Below are 19,181 nucleotides of genomic sequence, written 5' to 3'. Positions count from 1 at the left end.
AAACGGGAGTGGAAGATGTTGACCGCAAGCGCAGTGGAGAGCGTCGCGCGACAGCGACTGTTGCCCGAGGTGGTAAGCGAACACGCCCAGACGCGCCCCGGGGCTGCGGCCTTTACCTTTCTCGAAGATGGCCAGACGCCGTCCGGGCAGCTCGACTATCGCGTCCTTGACGAGAGGGCACGACAGATCTGCGCCCACCTGCAGGCGCTGGCAAGCCGCGGCGACCGCGTGGTGCTGGCCTGCCCGCCTGGCCTGGACTACATCACTGCATTCCTGGGCTGCCTTTACGCCGGCATGGTGGCCGTACCGGCATTGCCTCCCGCTGGCGCCGAATCGGTGGCACGTCTTCGCGGCATCCTCGTCGACGCGCGACCGCGGGTGGCGTTGTGTGCCGCCCCGGCGCTGGCGACGCTGGACCGCGTGCTCGACGAGGCCGGCCTGAACAGCCAGGCCTGCGCACGCGTTGCTCTTCAGGATCTGGGGCGCGGCGCTGCCAGCGCAGCACCGGTCACCCTCGAAGCGCACGAACTGGCCTTTCTGCAGTACACCTCGGGCTCGACAGGGGACCCCAAGGGGGTGATGGTCAGTCACGGCAACATCGTCGCGAACCTGCTCGGCATCGCCGCGTCCGTCGGCATGGCGCCGGATGATACGGCGGTCTCCTGGTTGCCGCCGCACCACGACATGGGCCTCGTCGGCGGGGTGCTCTACACCGTGCACGCCGGCTTCCACTGCGTACACATGCCGCCTGCGGCGTTCCTGATGCGTCCACACCGCTGGCTGCGGGCTCTGAGCACCTACCGGGCGCGGTTTACCGGGGCCCCGAATTTCGCCTACGAGCTGTGCCTGTCGCGCATCCAGGATCGGCATCGGGAAGGTCTCGACCTAAGCAGCGTGCGCGTCATGTTCAACGGTGCTGAAATGGTCCGGGCCGCAACCCTGCGCCGGTTTGTCTCGGCCTTCGCTGGCTGCGGCCTACGGTCCGACGTCTTTCACCCCGTCTACGGGCTGGCCGAGGCCACGCTGCAGGTCAGCGGCAATGCCGCGCGCCCTTTGGGCGAGCCGGCCCACATCCTGCGGGCGCAGCCGCAGGCGCTTCAGCAGGGCATGCTGGAGACCGCAGACCAAGACAGCCCCGTCATCGACCTGGTGTCGGTGGGTCAGTCACTGGACGCAGAGCACCGGGTGCGCATCGTCGATGCGTCGACCGGCCGACCCTGCGAGGACGGCCAGGTGGGTGAGATCTGGGTGCAGGGGCCTTCGGTCGCGCAGGGCTACTGGCAACGCCCACAGGACAGCGATGCCATCTTTCGCGCCACTTTGGCTGCGGACCCTCGTCCGTGCCTGCGCACTGGCGACCTGGGCGTGATGCGCGAGGGCGAACTTTTCGTCGTCGGGCGTCTCAAGGATGTCCTCATCTTACAGGGCCGCAACCTGCATCCCCAGGATCTCGAACAGGTCGTGGAAGCCCTGGACTCGGCCTTCGTGCGTCACGGTACGGCGGCGCTGCCGATCGACGGCGAGGGGGGCGAGCGGCTGGCAATCGTGCAGGAGGTACATCTGCGCAGCGAGCCCCGCGTCGAGGGGCTGCCCGAGCGCGTGCGGGCCGCGCTGGCCGATCGCTTCGGCGTCATGGATCTGGCCGAGCTGTGGCTGGTGCGGCCGGGCCGCCTGCCTCGCACCTCGAGCGGCAAGATCCAGCGGCGGCGCTGTCGAGAGCTGCTGCGGAACGGGCAGATCGACGCCCTGTGGTCCTGGCGCGCGGCGTCCTCTGCACCCGCATCCATGGGCGAGGACGCGTCCGCCGATGACGCCCAGTTGGCCGCCGTCACGGCGATCTGCCAGGAATGCCTGGGGCTGTCGTGCATCGCCCCCGACGCCAACTTCTTCACCTTGCCCGGTGCGCATTCGCTGGCGGCGACCCAGGTGATGTCGCTCCTGCGGGAACGGCTAGGCGTCGACCTGCCGGTGCGCGCGCTCTACGATGCCCCGACCCTGCGCCAGCTCTCCGCCGCAGTGGCCAGCGCGCTGTCCTGCGCCACCGAGCCGATTGCCGAAGCGGCGGCGGAGCCGGCGCTGCGAGCGCGGGAGTGGGCGGCAGGGGAGGTGGCGGCGGCGTCGTTTGCGCAGCAGCGGCTGTGGTTGCTGGACCAGATGGAGCCTGGGGACCCGCTGTACAACATTGTGGCGGCGGTGGCGCTGCAGGGGCGGCTGCAGGAGCAGGCGCTGGGGCAGGCGCTGGAGAGGGTGGTGGAGCGCCACGAGGCGCTGCGCACGCACTTCGAGGTGCGCGGCGGGGCGCTGGTGCAGGTGGTGGGGCCACGCCGCGAGCCGGTGCTGGAGCGCGAGGCGATGGCGGGTGTGCAGCGTGCGCAGCGCTGGCAGGCGGCGCAGGAATGCATGGCGCGCGAGGCGGTGCGGCCGTTCGAGCTGGGCCGGGGCCCGCTGCTGAGGGCGCGGTTGCTGAAGGTGGACGACGAGGAGCACGTGCTGGTGCTGACCATGCACCACATCGTCTCGGACCTGTGGTCGATGGGGGTGTTCGTGCGCGAGCTCACGGCGCTGTACGCGCACGCCGCACATGCCGCCCACGCCGCGCAGGGCGTACAAGCCGGGGACCAGGAGCCGGCACTGCCGCCGCTGCCGGCGCTGCAGTACCGGGACTTTGCCTGCTGGCAGCACGCCTGGCTCAGCGGCGAAGTGCTGGCGCGCCAGCTCGGGTACTGGAAGCACACCCTGCAGGATCTGACGGCGCTGGAGCTGCCGCTGGACCGGCCGCGCCCGGCGGTGCACAGCCTGCGCGGAGCGACCCTGCGCTTCGAGATCGACGCGCCCACGCGCCAGGCCCTGCACGAACTCGCCCGGGCCCACGGCGGCACGCTGTTCATGGTGCTGCTCGCAGCGTTCAAGGTGCTGCTGTGGCGCTGGAGCGGACAGACCGACGTGGTGGTGGGCTCGCCCATCGCCAATCGCAACCGCAGCGAGATCGAGGGGCTGATCGGGTTCTTCGTCAACACGCTGCTGCTGCGCAGCAACCTCGGCGGCGACCCCACGTTCGAGGACCTGCTGGGACGGGTGCGGGAGACCGCGCTGCAGGCCTACGCGCACCAGGACCTGCCGTTCGAGCGGCTGGTCGAGGAATTGCAACCCCAGCGCGAAGCCAACTACACGCCGCTGTTCCGGGTGATGTTCGCGCTGCAGAACGCGCCGCTGGGCGAGTTGGTGCTGCCCGGACTGAGCCTGCGGCGGCTGGAGGTGCGCACCGGCAGCGCCAAGTTCGACCTGACGCTGTTCATGTGGGAGCAGGACCAGACGCTGAGCGCGGAGATCGAGTACAGCAGCGACCTGTTCGACGAGTCCACGATGCAGCGCCTGGCCGCGCAACTGCAGGCGCTGCTGGCGCAGGTGGCCAGCCAGCCGCAGGCGCGGCTGTCGGCGCTGGGGCGGCTGAGCGAGCCGCAGCACCAGCGGCTGCTGGGCCACTGGAGCGGCGCGCAGGACGCGGCGCAGGCAGCGCCCCGGGACGCCGCCGGGCTGGTGGATCTGGTGGCCCGCCAGGCGCTGCGCCGGCCGCACGCGGTGGCGCTGCAGCAGCCCGGCCAGGAGCCGGTGAGCTACGCGCAGATGATGGCCCGGTCGAGCTGGCTGGCCGGTCGGCTGCACGCGCTGGGCGTGCGCCCGGGCGACCGCGTGGCGGTGTGCCTGGAGCGCTCGGCCTGGCAGGTTCAGGCGCTGCTGGGCATCGTGATGGTCGGGGCGGCGTACGTGCCGCTGGACGGCTCGTACCCCCAGGAGCGGCTGCGCTACATGCTCACCGATGCCGGCGCGCGCGTGCTGCTGACCCAGCAGTCCTGGGCGCAGGCGATGGCCCAGGCCAGCGCGGGCGGCAACTGCCGCACCGTGCTGCTGGAGGACTGGCTGGGCGCCGGCCTGCAGCAGCCCGAGGGACTGCCACCCGGTATCAGGCCACCCGACATCAGGCCGCCCGCACAGGCCCTGGCCTACGTGATGTACACCTCCGGCTCGACCGGCCGGCCCAAGGGCGTGGCGGTGACGCACGCGGGAGTGCTCAGGCTCGTGCGCGGGCTGGCCCACGTGAAGCTCGACGAGCACGAAGCCGTGCTGGCGGCCGCGCCCGTGAGCTTCGACGCGTCGACCTTCGAGATCTGGGGCGCGCTGTGCCATGGCGCGCGCCTGGTGCTGGCTGCGCCGGGACGGCAGTCGCTGGCGGAACTGGGCGAGCAGGTGCGCGCCGCGCAGGTCAGCACCCTGTGGCTGACCGCGCCGCTGTTTCACCTGATGATCGAAGAGGGCGCGGCCTACCTGCAAGGCGTGCGGCAACTCATCGCCGGCGGCGACGTGCTGTCCGCGCCGGTGGTGCGCAAGGCCCAGGCGCTGCTGCCGGGGTGCCGCATCGTCAACGGCTACGGCCCCACCGAGACGACCACCTTCGCCTGCATGCACGACACGACCGGCCTGCCCGAGCAGGCCTGGGGCGTGCCCATCGGCGGGCCCATCGCCCAGACCCAGGTGTACGTGCTCGACCCGCGCGCCGAGCCCGTGGACGTGGGCATCGCCGGCGAGCTGTACATCGGCGGCGAGGGCCTGGCCTGGGGCTACCTGGGCCAGCCCGCGCTGACGGCTGAGCGCTTCGTGCCCGACGAGTTCGGCGCGCGCCCCGGGGCCCGGCTGTACCGCAGCGGCGACCGGGCGCGCTGGCGCACGGACGCAAGGCTGGAGTTCATGGGCCGCCTCGATCACCAGGTCAAGGTGCGCGGCCACCGCGTGGAGCTGGCCGAGGTCGAGGGCGCGCTGCGCGAGCACCCCGGCGTCAAGGACGCGGCGGTGGTGCTGCGCGAGGACGCCCCCGGCGACAAGCGCCTGGTCGGTTACGTGGTGCCCCAGATCGAACAGGCCCTGCACGACGCGGCCCGCGACCACACGCTCCAGGAACGCCAGGTGGCCGAGTGGCAGGAGCTCTACGAGCGCTCCGTCTACGCCGGCGGCGCACAGGCCGGCCAACACCTCGCGCAGCACAGCACCCCCGAACTGGACGACGCCTTCGAGCTCACCGGCTGGGGCAGCAGCTACACCGGCCAGCCCATCGAGACCGACCAGATGCGCGAGTGGGTGCAGGCCACCGTCGAGCGCATCGCCCAGTTGCCCACCCGCCGCGTGTGGGAGATCGGCTGCGGCACCGGGCTGCTGCTGCTGCGCCTGGCCGCGCGCGCCCAGACCTACCTGGGAACCGACTTCGCCCAGGGCGCCCTGGACTACCTGGGCCAGCGCGTGGCTCGCCACGGCCTGCACCAGGTGCAACTGCAGCCTCGCCTGGCCACCGATTTCGACGGCGTGCCCGTGCAGGCCTGGGACCTGGTGATCCTCAACTCGATCGTGCAGTACTTTCCCGACCGCGGCTACCTGGACCGCGTCCTGGAGGGCGCCGTGAACGCCGTCCAGGACGGGGGCTGCGTGTTCGTCGGCGACGTGCGCAGCCTGCCCCTGCTGCACACCTTTCACGCCTCCGTGCAGACCTGGCAGGCCAGCGCCACCATGCCCGCGGGCCAACTCCTGGAGCGCGTGGCCCGGCAGGTCGCGCTCGAGAAGGAGTTGGCGCTCTCGCCCGAATACTTCCTCGACCTGGCGCAGCGCCACCCCCGGGTGAGCCACGTGGAGGTGCTGCACAAGCACGGCCACGCCCTCAACGAGCTCACCAGCTACCGCTACGACGTCGTGGTGCACGTGGGCGACAAGGCCAGTACAGCCGCCGCCCCCGCCCAGCACCTGGACTGGCTGGACTGCTCCCAGAGCAGCCTGGACCCCCAGACCCTGGCCGCGCTGCTGGCCCGCCAGCCCCCCCAGGTGCTGCGCCTGGGCCTGGCACGCATCCCCAACGCCCGCACGGCGTCCGACATCGCCTTGCTGCAGGCCTTGCACGAGGCCGCGCCATCCACTCCCCTGGCGCTCGTGCGCGAGCAGGCCCTGCTCGCCGGCACCATAGCGACCGGCCCCGCCGCGGCCCCCCAGACTCTCGTGGACGCCGCCCTGGCCGCAGGCTGGCGCGCACGGCCTCGCTACAGCGGGCCCGGCCAGGACGAGGGCTACTTCGACCTGCTCGTCGAGCGCTTGGACGCACCCCAGGCCCGCATCGCACCCCGCCTGAGCCCGGCATCGCCCGCAGCGGCCCCCTGGGCCAACGAGCCCCTGGCAGGCAAGGCCACCGAGAACCTGCTGGCCTCCCTGCGCGCCCACCTGCACGCACGCCTGCCCGAGTACGCCCACCCCACCTCGCTGGTCCTGCTCGAGCGCCTGCCCACCACCCCCAACGGCAAGCTCGACTCCCGCCGCCTGCCTCCTCCCCAGGAATCCGCCTCCCACACCTACGTCGCACCCCAATCCCCCGTCGAACTCGCCCTCGCCGACATCTGGTCCAAGCTCCTGCGCATCGAACGCATCGGCAGATTCGACAACTTCTTCGAGCTCGGCGGCGACTCGATCATCGCGATCCAGGTCATCGCGCGCCTGCGCGCCGCAGGTTACGATCTGAAGCCGCGTGACTTGTTCGAAGCGCAGACCATCGCCGATGCCGCCCTCCGAGCGACCGCACTGGACAGCCTGGCGGCGGGCGACGCAGCCGACCGCGACCCGGGGCCGTTTCCACTTGCCCCGGTCCAGTCGTGGTTCCTGGAGCACCAGGAGCGGCTCGAACCGCACTGGAACCAATGGGTGCGCCAGCCCCTCGTGGCGGAGTTGCCGATGGACAGGCTGCAGGCGGCTTGCGACGCCCTGATCGCCCGCCATGCCGCCTTGCGCATGCGCTTCGAAGCCGCGCGCGGCGGCCAGCAGCGCGTCGGCCCCCTTGCCCCGGCCCACGTCGAGCGGCACGTGTTGCCGCCGTCGGTCGACGAGGAATCGCTGGGCCGCGCGCTCGACGCCATCGAGCGAAGGCTGCACGAGGCGATCGATCCGATCGAAGGTCCGGTCGTGCGATTCGCCCAGATCGTCCGTGACCAGCCGGCCCAGGCCTGGTGCGTGATCGTCGCCCATCACCTGGTGGTGGACGGCGTGTCGTGGCGCACGCTGCTGGCCGATCTGGAGCGCGCCTTGGACGACCCCGTCGCGCTCGGGGCGTTGCCGCCACCGGCCAGCTATGGCGCCTGGTGCCGCGCCTTGCGGGAAGCCAGCGATTCGCGCGCGATCGAACGCGACTTTGCCTTCTGGCGTCGCGTGCAGGGGCCCGGCGCGGTGACCGAGCCGGGGCTGCTGGGCATCGCCCCGGGCGCGCGCACGGTCTGGGGCGACGCTCGCACGCGGGTGAGCCGCCTAGACCTGCGCCGCACGCGCGAACTGCTGGCCGACCCGCGGCTGGGCGCCGGGGGCGGCATGCAGGCCCTGCTGGTGGCGGGCATCCTGCGCGCCATCGCACGCTGGAATGGCCAGGACGAGGTGATTGTCAGTCTCGAGCGCCATGGCCGGGCGCTTGACGGCATCGGCATGGACGTCGCCGACAGCGTGGGCTGGTTCACCGCGCGCTTCCCGCTGCGCCTGGCCACGGGCCTGAACGGATCCGCCGGCGAGTTGCTTCGCCGCACGACGCGCGCGCTCGAGAGCGTGCCCTCCGGCGGCATGAGCCACGGCATGCTGCGCCATGGCGCCCGCCCGCTAGCACCGGCGCCGGAAGCCGCGGTCGGCATCAACTACCTTGGCCGCTTCGACCACGCACTGGCGGCACTGCGTCACTTCCTTCCTTCGGGGCAGGTGTCCGGCCTCTCGTGTGCGCCTGGCTCGCGGCGCGCTCAATTGCTGGAGATCGATGCGCTGGTGATGCCGGAAGGCCTCGAGATCCGCTGGACTCACGACAACAGGCTGATCGAGGCAGCCCAGATCGAGCGCATGGCGCAGTCCCTGCTGGACTGGCTGAACGATGCCAGCGTTCTGGCCGCCGACCCGCCAGCGGTTCGACCGACCGGGCTCGATGCCGCCGGACTGGACGACGACGAGCTGCGCTGTCTGCTCGACGAACTCGGCGCCGGCACGCACCCAACCTGGACCCCGACATGACCACCCCACCGAAGCCTGACCGCAGCGCCAATAACCCGATCGAAGCGATCTTCCCTGCGGCGCCGATCCAGGAGGGCATCCTGTTCCACGCCGTGGCGGACGAAGCGCAACCGATGTATGTCGTGCAGCTCGTGCTGCGTCTGCGCGGCGACGTCCGTGCCGACCGGCTCGAGTCGGCCTGGGGCACCGTGATTCGGCGCCACGCCGCGCTGCGCACCGCCTTCGTCTGGCGCAAGGTGGCCCGTCCGATGCAGGTGGTGTCACGCGAGATTCAGATGCGCGTGTCCGAGCACGAGATCGACGAGGCCGCTGCGGCCGATTGGCTGGCCGCCGAACGCGCGGCGCCGTTCGTGCTGTCGCGCGCGCCGCTCATGCGCATGAGCCTGCTGCACGTCGGCGACCGGCACCTCCTGGTGTGGACGCACCACCACCTACTGCTCGACGGCTGGTCGATCGCGACCGTACTGCGCGAAGTGCTCGACGAGGCGGGCGCACGGGCCGGCATCACGGACGCGATGCCGGCGGGGCCGCAGTATCGTGACTACCTGAAATGGCTGGACGCCCAGCCGCGCGGGGCGGCGAGGGCCTTCTGGGCGGCCGAGCTAAGCGGCTTCGATCAGCCCGTCACGCTGCTGGGCAGCGAGGCCCGCGCCGCTTCGACGTCCTGGTGCAGCGACGCTGAGGCAAGAAGCTGGCTCGACCGGGACGACTCCGAGCGGGTGCTGGGCTTTGCACGCGAACAGCACGTTACCCCAGGCGCGGTCGTGCTCGGCGCCTGGGCGTTGCTCCTTGCAGCGGCCGCCGGCTGCGACGACGTGCTCTTCGGGATGGTGGCCTCGGGCCGCCCGGCCGGCCTGACCGGCGTCGAGTCGGTGGTCGGGATGTGCGTAGTGACCCTGCCGCTGCGGCTGCGGGTGGCCCTGGCGGACGAGGTCGGGCCCTGGCTGCGCGGCATCTCCGAGCGTATCGGCCGCATCCAGGAGCACCAGCATCTGCCGCTTGGCGAGATCGCCGAGAGCCTGCCTGCCCCGGTGCGCCGCCAGCCCTTCGACCACGTGGTAGCGTTCGAGAACTATCCAATGGCCGAGGCGCTGGCGGCGATGCCACCGGGCTGGACGCTGGACGGCGTGGAACTGCACCAGCGGGCGAACTACCCCTATGGCCTGATCGTCGTCCCGGGCGAGCGGCTCGAGATGCGCCTGCCCTACGATGGCCGGGCCCTGTCGTCCGCCGAGGCCAGGACCCGCATCGATCAGCTGTCCGGCCTCGTGCGGGCCCTGGCCAGCGGCCGCGCTGTCCGCCTGGGCGACGCCTGGCGCAGTCTTGGGTCGGCACCGACGCAGGATGCGGCGCAGCCGGCGCCCGTTGCGTCACCAGGGGACGCCTGGACCCGGCTGGTGCGCCCCATCCCGACAGCGGGGCGCACTGCGCACGAGATCACCCGGCGCGCCGGGCGACTGGAGGCAGGGCTGCGCCGTCTGGGCGTGACGGCCGGTGGCCGCGTCAGCCTGTCCCCGTTGTCGCCTGAGGATCTCCTGGTCGCGGTCGTCGCGGCCGCATCCTTGCAGACCGAGCTGGTCCTGCTCGGCACGGCGCAGGACGGCGCGCCTTTCGACTGCCAGGTGCACATCGGCCCGGACACCGCCGCCTCACGCCTTGGCCTGAACTGGCCCGCGCAGTCGGGCCCCGGCGACGACGAGCCGCAACGGGACGCCCTGCAGCCTGGCCACGCCCCCTCCGTGCGCCTGCATCTGCGCGACTCGGTCGACGGGCGCTGGCTCGCGCTGGACCTGGCGCCGCTGGTCGACCAATGGGCCGCCGCCACCGAGGAGTGGGCGCCGCGGCTCGGCGAGACCGCCCTGCTGGCCTGCCATGCGCCCACGCTGCTCAACCTGCTGATGCTCGGCCACGCCCTGGCCTGCGGGGCCGACGTGCGGCGGATCGGCCTGGACGGCGAGCCCACGCTCGCGGATCTGCGGCTCCGCGTGCTGGAGGCCGGCGCGCACTGGGTGTGGACGGACCTCGTCGAGCCCGTGGCCCTCGAGCCGGCACACCCGGTGGCGCGCGTCTGGGCCTGGGCGGCGCCGTGGGAAGGGCTCGGGCAGGCCGATCCCCTTGTCCTTGCGCGCCACATGGTGGTCCTTCGCCCCTGCCCGCTTAGCGGCCTGCCCGCCTGGGTGGACCGCACCCAACAGGCCGACGAGCCGAGCGCCATGCCGGCACGGCATGGCGCAGCGGCCCCCTGGGCGCGGATCGACCTGAGCCTACCGGGTGGCGTGGCGGCGCCGGTCGGTGCGACCGGCCGGCTGAGCGTGGGTCTGGCGGCGGCCGGCTGTCCCGCGCCGGTCGATCTGGGCCTGAGCGTGCGCCATGAGCCCGACGGCCGGCTCGTGCGCACCGCCGGCGTCGGCACTGTCCAGTGGCTGGCGGGCCGTCCGGTGGTGCTGGCGGCGCTGGCCCAGGCGCTTCGGGCCCGCCATCGGCCGTCCGATCTGGCGCTGGCGAGCCGCCTGGGGTGCGACGGCCGGCGGCGGCTCGTGGCCTGGGCTGTGCCCGAAGCCTCCACCTCCCCGACGGCCGATGCCGCAGTCGAAGGGCCGGCCGGCGAGCCGCTGCTTTGGGTGCCGGTCGCACACCTGCCGAGGCAGGCCACGGGCGACCTCGACCTCGAGGCGCTGTGTCGACTGCCGGTGCCGGACGCGCGGCAGTTGCGCGCCTGGGAAGCCCGACTGGCCACTGCCGGAGGGGCAGAGCCCCGGCTTCGCGTTCGGCTGGAGCCGGCCGACCTGGCCGGCCCGGCCGACTCCACCCAGGCCGTGGACGACTGGATCGGACCGCTTGCGCAGCCCATCCAGGCCAACGCTGCCGGCCAGAAGGCACGGGTCGGCCTCGACGTCGACCCTGCCGACACCCGCGAGGCCCTGCTCGATGGCGGTCCTGCGCTCGCGCCCACCGGCCCCGCCGGCATGGCGCAGCGGTTCGCGGCCCAGGTCCTGGCGCATGGGCACGTGAGCCTGCACTTCATGGCCGCCGACGCGGCGCGCGATGAGCGCACGACGCTGGAGGCTCTGTTCGACCGCGCCCGGAGCCTGGCCGCCGAACTGCGTCGCAGGGGCGTCGCCGATGGTCGTTTCGCGCTGCTGCAGGCCGATGGCGACTACGCCATCCTGCAGGCGATGTGGGCGGCCATCCTCGCCGGCGCGGTGCCCCTGGTGCTGCCCGCAGCGGGTGGCCGCGAAGGTGACCCCGCGGCACGCCGCATGGCGCAGGTGCGCGAGATCCTTCCGCAGGCCGTGGTGGTGGTGCACGTTGCCGACCCGGTGGCCCGTGCCGAAGCCCATGCCCGGCTCTGCGGCACCGGCGCCGAGGTGCTCGTCCTGGAAGGCCTCGACAACGCTCTCGGGCCGGACGATCTGTCGACCCGCGGCGGCGAGGATCTGCTGTGCCTGCAGCTCACCTCCGGTTCGACGGGGCGGCCGAAGTGCGTGCCGCTCAGTCATGCGAACGTGATGGCGCAGGTGCGCGCCTCGATCGACCGCAACGGCTTCCGGGCGGACGAGGTCGGCCTGAACTGGATCCCGCTGGACCACGTCGCGCCGGTGATGCATCACTTCAGGGACCTGGAGTGCGGCGCCGAGCAGATCTTCGCGGCCACCTCGCGCATCGTGTCGGCGCCGCAGGCCTGGCTGGACCTCATCGAGCGCCATGGCGTGACGCAGATCTGGTCGCCGAATTTCGGGTTGAAGCTGCTCAATGGCGTGCTGCGCGACGCACCGGCCGGGCGCTGGCGCCTCGATCACGTGCGCAGCTTCATCAATGCCGGCGAGCAGGCCTCGTTCGACACCGTCATCGAGTTTGTGCGGCTGGCTGCCCGCCAGGGCCTGTCCGCGCACGTCATGCGGCCGGCCTTCGGCATGGCCGAGCTGTGCACCGGCGTGGCCTTCGAGGTCGACTTCGACCCGGCGCGGGCCTGGCTGAGGCCTCACGGGGCCGCGTTCGCGTTCGCGCGGCTCGGCGCGCCCACGCGCGGCACACGGGTGCGCATCGTCGACGCACAGGGCCGGCCGCTGCGCCAGGGCGAGGTGGGTCACCTGCAGGTGAGCGGACCGAGCGTCACGCGAGGCTATCTCTTCGATGAGGCGGCCAACCGCGAAGCCTTCCCGGTGCCGAGCTGGTTCGACACCGGCGACCTGGCCTTCGTCGCAGACGGCAGCCTGTGCCTGACCGGCCGCGCCAAGGAAGCGCTGCGCATCCGTGGCGTCAGCGTGCCATGCGTCGATGTCGAGGAGATCGTCGAGCGGGTGCCTGGCGTGGCCCCCACCTTCGCGGCGGCGCTGGCGGTTCCCGGCCCGCACGACGGCGAGGAGCGCCTGGTGATCCTGTTTGCCACCGACTTCAGCGCCGCCGGCGCGGACGCCCACGCCGTCGCCCGCGCCATCCGGCGCGAGGTGACGGCCGGCGTGGGCGTGCATCCGGCCGAAGTGCTGGAACTGGGGGCTGACGTTTTCCCCAAGACCTCGAGTGGCAAGATCCAGCGCACCCAGTTGCGCGAACGCCATGCGCGCGGCGAGTTCGCGGCGCTGATGCGCGGCATCGACGGCGATCGCGGCGAGCGCGTCGGCCCCTGGCTGCACGTCCGGCGTTGGACGCGACGCCCGACGCCCGCGCGCCTACCAGCGGGGCGGTTCGGCGCGGCCTGGTTCGTCCACGACGGCGACGAGACCGCAGCCGCCTGTGCCGCACGGCTGCGTGAAGCCGGGCGAGCCGTTGTGGAAGCAAACCTTGCCCCTGCGAATAGCCTTGCACAGGCGCGCGCCGCATGGGATGGCGCTCTCGATGCCTTGGACGCTCGGGGCGCACGGGCGGATCGAGTCGTGTGGTGGTACCCGCAGGCGCCCGCCGCCGAAGGGGCCGCACCGGAGTGGGCCGAGGCCGCTCGCGTCGCGACGGCCGGCCTGGCCGGCCTGCTGCGGGCCGTGCAGGCGCGCTTCGCGGGCCTGCCGCTGCACCTGGACCTCGTCACCCGCGGCGGCTTCGCCCTGGCGCCCGACGAGCGGGTGCGCACCGATCTGGGCGGCCTCACGGGCCTGCTGCGGACCGCCGCGCTGGAACTGCCCTGGCTGACCGTGCGGCGCATCGACCTGCCTGCGGACGCCACGCAGGCCGATGGCGACCTGATGAACAGCGAACTGCTCGGAGACGATGGCGAGGATCTGGTCGCGCTGCGTGCCTCGCGCCGCCATGTGCCGCGGCTGGCCGCTATGCCCTGGCCCGCGCCAAAGGACGTGCCGGCCTGGCCCGGCGATGCCACCTGGATCGTCAGCGGCGGCCTCGGCGGCATCGGCGTCGAGATGTGCCGATGGCTGTCGGCGCGCCACGGTGCGCGTCTCATCGTGCTGGGACGGCGCCTGCCCGCCGAAGTCGAGCCGCAGATCGCGGAGTTGAGCGCCCGCGGCGTGCTGCTGTGCTATCGGGCCGTCGACATCGCCGACGTCGCCGCCCTCGGGGCGGCCGTGGCCTCGGCGCAGGCGCAGATGGGCGGAACGCTGGCCGGCGTGCTGCACCTGGCAGGCACCGTGGCGGACGGCCCCGTGGCCGCGCTGGACGACGACCGTCTCGAGGCGGCCTTCCGCACCCGCCTGCACGGCGCGGTGAACCTGCGCCGGCTGGTCGCGGGCTGGCGCGGGAGCCTGGCAACGACGCCGATCTTCGCCTCGTTCGGGTCGGTCAACGGATGGTTGGGTGGCATCGACACGGGCGCCTACGCCGCCGCCTGCGGCGCGCTTGAAGGCCTCGGGGACGGTGCTGCCGGACCGCTGCCCGAAGGCTGGCGCGACCTTGTCGTCTCCTGGTCGTCCTGGGACGACACCGGGATGAGTCGGGGCACCGTCAGCAGCCAGATGCTGGCGCGTCGCAGCCTGGTGCTGTTGCGTCCGCGCCAGGCCCTGGCGCTGTTTGCGGCAGCGGTGGCGTCGGGTGAGAGCCATCTCATCGCCGGCTTCACGCCGAGCCACCCGGCCGTCGCCGTCGCACGCCCCGGCGAGCCGCCGCGGGCGCCGCGTGTCGAGTGCATCGCCAACGGCGCGCCGCCCGCTGCCGAAGCGCTCCCGTTGTTGTACGACGCCTTCGGCCAGGCCGTGGCGGTGGTCGCGGTGGACGCCGACAGCGCAGCCTCGGGCGCGCGCGCCGGCTGGACGCCGGGCCCGGTGGGCAGGCAGCTGATGTCCATCTGGCGCGAGGTGCTGAACACCCCGCGCGAGCTGGCGCCGGACGACGACTTCTTCGCGCTCGGCGGCCACTCGCTGCTGGTGACGCAGGTGGTCTCCCAGGTGCGGCGCCAATTCGGAATCGACGTGCCGGCCAAGGCCTTGTTCGACCACTCGACGCTGCGCGCCTTTGCCTCCTGGATCGAAAGTCTCGTGGCGGCCGAGCGCACCGAGCCGATTGCCGAAGCGGCGGCGGAGCCGGCGCTGCGAGCGCGGGAGTGGGCGGCAGGGGAGGTGGCGGCGGCGTCGTTTGCGCAGCAGCGGCTGTGGTTGCTGGACCAGATGGAGCCTGGGGACCCGCTGTACAACATTGTGGCGGCGGTGGCGCTGCAGGGGCGGCTGCAGGAGCAGGCGCTGGGGCAGGCGCTGGAGAGGGTGGTGGAGCGCCACGAGGCGCTGCGCACGCACTTCGAGGTGCGCGGCGGGGCGCTGGTGCAGGTGGTGGGGCCACGCCGCGAGCCGGTGCTGGAGCGCGAGGCGATGGCGGGTGTGCAGCGTGCGCAGCGCTGGCAGGCGGCGCAGGAATGCATGGCGCGCGAGGCGGTGCGGCCGTTCGAGCTGGGCCGGGGCCCGCTGCTGAGGGCGCGGTTGCTGAAGGTGGACGACGAGGAGCACGTGCTGGTGCTGACCATGCACCACATCGTCTCGGACCTGTGGTCGATGGGGGTGTTCGTGCGCGAGCTCACGGCGCTGTACGCGCACGCCGCACATGCCGCCCACGCCGCGCAGGGCGTACAAGCCGGGGACCAGGAGCCGGCACTGCCGCCGCTGCCGGCGCTGCAGTACCGGGACTTTGCCTGCTGGCAGCACGCCTGGCTCAGCGGCGAAGTGCTGGCGCGCCAGCTCGGGTACTGGAAGCACACCCTGCAGGATCTGACGGCGCTGGAGCTGCCGCTGGACCGGCCGCGCCCGGCGGTGCACAGCCTGCGCGGAGCGACCCTGCGCTTCGAGATCGACGCGCCCACGCGCCAGGCCCTGCACGAACTCGCCCGGGCCCACGGCGGCACGCTGTTCATGGTGCTGCTCGCAGCGTTCAAGGTGCTGCTGTGGCGCTGGAGCGGACAGACCGACGTGGTGGTGGGCTCGCCCATCGCCAATCGCAACCGCAGCGAGATCGAGGGGCTGATCGGGTTCTTCGTCAACACGCTGCTGCTGCGCAGCAACCTCGGCGGCGACCCCACGTTCGAGGACCTGCTGGGACGGGTGCGGGAGACCGCGCTGCAGGCCTACGCGCACCAGGACCTGCCGTTCGAGCGGCTGGTCGAGGAATTGCAACCCCAGCGCGAAGCCAACTACACGCCGCTGTTCCGGGTGATGTTCGCGCTGCAGAACGCGCCGCTGGGCGAGTTGGTGCTGCCCGGACTGAGCCTGCGGCGGCTGGAGGTGCGCACCGGCAGCGCCAAGTTCGACCTGACGCTGTTCATGTGGGAGCAGGACCAGACGCTGAGCGCGGAGATCGAGTACAGCAGCGACCTGTTCGACGAGTCCACGATGCAGCGCCTGGCCGCGCAACTGCAGGCGCTGCTGGCGCAGGTGGCCAGCCAGCCGCAGGCGCGGCTGTCGGCGCTGGGGCGGCTGAGCGAGCCGCAGCACCAGCGGCTGCTGGGCCACTGGAGCGGCGCGCAGGACGCGGCGCAGGCAGCGCCCCGGGACGCCGCCGGGCTGGTGGATCTGGTGGCCCGCCAGGCGCTGCGCCGGCCGCACGCGGTGGCGCTGCAGCAGCCCGGCCAGGAGCCGGTGAGCTACGCGCAGATGATGGCCCGGTCGAGCTGGCTGGCCGGTCGGCTGCACGCGCTGGGCGTGCGCCCGGGCGACCGCGTGGCGGTGTGCCTGGAGCGCTCGGCCTGGCAGGTTCAGGCGCTGCTGGGCATCGTGATGGTCGGGGCGGCGTACGTGCCGCTGGACGGCTCGTACCCCCAGGAGCGGCTGCGCTACATGCTCACCGATGCCGGCGCGCGCGTGCTGCTGACCCAGCAGTCCTGGGCGCAGGCGATGGCCCAGGCCAGCGCGGGCGGCAACTGCCGCACCGTGCTGCTGGAGGACTGGCTGGGCGCCGGCCTGCAGCAGCCCGAGGGACTGCCACCCGGTATCAGGCCACCCGACATCAGGCCGCCCGCACAGGCCCTGGCCTACGTGATGTACACCTCCGGCTCGACCGGCCGGCCCAAGGGCGTGGCGGTGACGCACGCGGGAGTGCTCAGGCTCGTGCGCGGGCTGGCCCACGTGAAGCTCGACGAGCACGAAGCCGTGCTGGCGGCCGCGCCCGTGAGCTTCGACGCGTCGACCTTCGAGATCTGGGGCGCGCTGTGCCATGGCGCGCGCCTGGTGCTGGCTGCGCCGGGACGGCAGTCGCTGGCGGAACTGGGCGAGCAGGTGCGCGCCGCGCAGGTCAGCACCCTGTGGCTGACCGCGCCGCTGTTTCACCTGATGATCGAAGAGGGCGCGGCCTACCTGCAAGGCGTGCGGCAACTCATCGCCGGCGGCGACGTGCTGTCCGCGCCGGTGGTGCGCAAGGCCCAGGCGCTGCTGCCGGGGTGCCGCATCGTCAACGGCTACGGCCCCACCGAGACGACCACCTTCGCCTGCATGCACGACACGACCGGCCTGCCCGAGCAGGCCTGGGGCGTGCCCATCGGCGGGCCCATCGCCCAGACCCAGGTGTACGTGCTCGACCCGCGCGCCGAGCCCGTGGACGTGGGCATCGCCGGCGAGCTGTACATCGGCGGCGAGGGCCTGGCCTGGGGCTACCTGGGCCAGCCCGCGCTGACGGCTGAGCGCTTCGTGCCCGACGAGTTCGGCGCGCGCCCCGGGGCCCGGCTGTACCGCAGCGGCGACCGGGCGCGCTGGCGCACGGACGCAAGGCTGGAGTTCATGGGCCGCCTCGATCACCAGGTCAAGGTGCGCGGCCACCGCGTGGAGCTGGCCGAGGTCGAGGGCGCGCTGCGCGAGCACCCCGGCGTCAAGGACGCGGCGGTGGTGCTGCGCGAGGACGCCCCCGGCGACAAGCGCCTGGTCGGTTACGTGGTGCCCCAGATCGAACAGGCCCTGCACGACGCGGCCCGCGACCACACGCTCCAGGAACGCCAGGTGGCCGAGTGGCAGGAGCTCTACGAGCGCTCCGTCTACGCCGGCGGCGCACAGGCCGGCCAACACCTCGCGCAGCACAGCACCCCCGAACTGGACGACGCCTTCGAGCTCACCGGCTGGGGCAGCAGCTACACCGGCCAGCCCATCGAGACCGACCAGATGCGCGAGTGGGTGCAGGCCACCGTCGAGCGCATCGCCCAGTTGCCCACCCGCCGCGTGTGGGAGATCGGCTGCGGCACCGGGCTGCTGCTGCTGCGCCTGGCCGCGCGCGCCCAGACCTACCTGGGAACCGACTTCGCCCAGGGCGCCCTGGACTACCTGGGCCAGCGCGTGGCTCGCCACGGCCTGCACCAGGTGCAACTGCAGCCTCGCCTGGCCACCGATTTCGACGGCGTGCCCGTGCAGGCCTGGGACCTGGTGATCCTCAACTCGATCGTGCAGTACTTTCCCGACCGCGGCTACCTGGACCGCGTCCTGGAGGGCGCCGTGAACGCCGTCCAGGACGGGGGCTGCGTGTTCGTCGGCGACGTGCGCAGCCTGCCCCTGCTGCACACCTTTCACGCCTCCGTGCAGACCTGGCAGGCCAGCGCCACCATGCCCGCGGGCCAACTCCTGGAGCGCGTGGCCCGGCAGGTCGCGCTCGAGAAGGAGTTGGCGCTCTCGCCCGAATACTTCCTCGACCTGGCGCAGCGCCACCCCCGGGTGAGCCACGTGGAGGTGCTGCACAAGCACGGCCACGCCCTCAACGAGCTCACCAGCTACCGCTACGACGTCGTGGTGCACGTGGGCGACAAGGCCAGTACAGCCGCCGCCCCCGCCCAGCACCTGGACTGGCTGGACTGCTCCCAGAGCAGCCTGGACCCCCAGACCCTGGCCGCGCTGCTGGCCCGCCAGCCCCCCCAGGTGCTGCGCCTGGGCCTGGCACGCATCCCCAACGCCCGCACGGCGTCCGACATCGCCTTGCTGCAGGCCTTGCACGAGGCCGCGCCATCCACTCCCCTGCCGCCCGTGCGCGAGCAGGCCCTGCTCGCCGGCACCATAGCGACCGGCCCCGCCGCGGCCCCCCAGACTCTCGTGGACGCCGCCCTGGCCGCAGGCTGGCGCGCACGGCCTCGCTACAGCGGGCCCGGCCAGGACGAGGGCTACTTCGACCTGCTCGTCGAGCGCTTGGACGCACCCCAGGCCCGCATCGCACCCCGCCTGAGCCCGGCATCGCCCGCAGCGGCCCCCTGGGCCAACGAGCCCCTGGCAGGCAAGGCCACCGAGAACCTGCTGGCCTCCCTGCGCGCCCACCTGCACGCACGCCTGCCCGAGTACGCCCACCCCACCTCGCTGGTCCTGCTCGAGCGCCTGCCCACCACCCCCAACGGCAAGCTCGACTCCCGCCGCCTGCCTCCTCCCCAGGAATCCGCCTCCCACACCTACGTCGCACCCCAATCCCCCGTCGAACTCGCCCTCGCCGACATCTGGTCCAAGCTCCTGCGCATCGAACGCATCGGCAGATTCGACAACTTCTTCGAGCTCGGCGGGCACTCGCTGCTGGCCAGCCAGGCGATCGCACGGGTGCGGGACCGATTCGACGTCGACCTTCCGCTGCAGGTGTGCTTTGCCAACCCGACGCTCGAAGGTGTCGCGCGGGCGGTCGAGGCGGCGCGCCTGCTGGCCAAGGCCGACAGCGCCGCGCCACGCCTGACGAGGCTGGACCGGCAGTCGCGCGTGCGCTCGGCCCCGACATCGAAGACGACCTCGGCTCCGGCCGGTCAGTGA

At 72.7% G+C, this 19,181-nt stretch carries 2 protein-coding genes; both read left to right on the top strand.

Annotated features, from left to right (window positions below):
* Positions 1 to 15: 15 nt before the first annotated feature.
* Positions 16 to 8,061: a non-ribosomal peptide synthetase gene (locus tag B9Z45_RS13260; RefSeq protein ID WP_108407701.1), complete on the top strand. Its 8,046-nt coding sequence runs from the start codon at positions 16 to 18 to the stop codon at positions 8,059 to 8,061.
* Entirely contained in the window at positions 8,058 to 19,181 is an 11,124-nt protein-coding gene (locus B9Z45_RS13255; RefSeq protein WP_108407700.1) for a non-ribosomal peptide synthetase, read from the top strand. The genes B9Z45_RS13260 and B9Z45_RS13255 overlap by 4 nt, the downstream gene beginning before the upstream one ends.

This window comes from Limnohabitans sp. 2KL-17 (genome assembly GCF_003063415.1).
Lineage (GTDB): Bacteria > Pseudomonadota > Gammaproteobacteria > Burkholderiales > Burkholderiaceae_C > Limnohabitans_A.
This window is presented reverse-complemented; position numbering and strand designations above follow the sequence as displayed.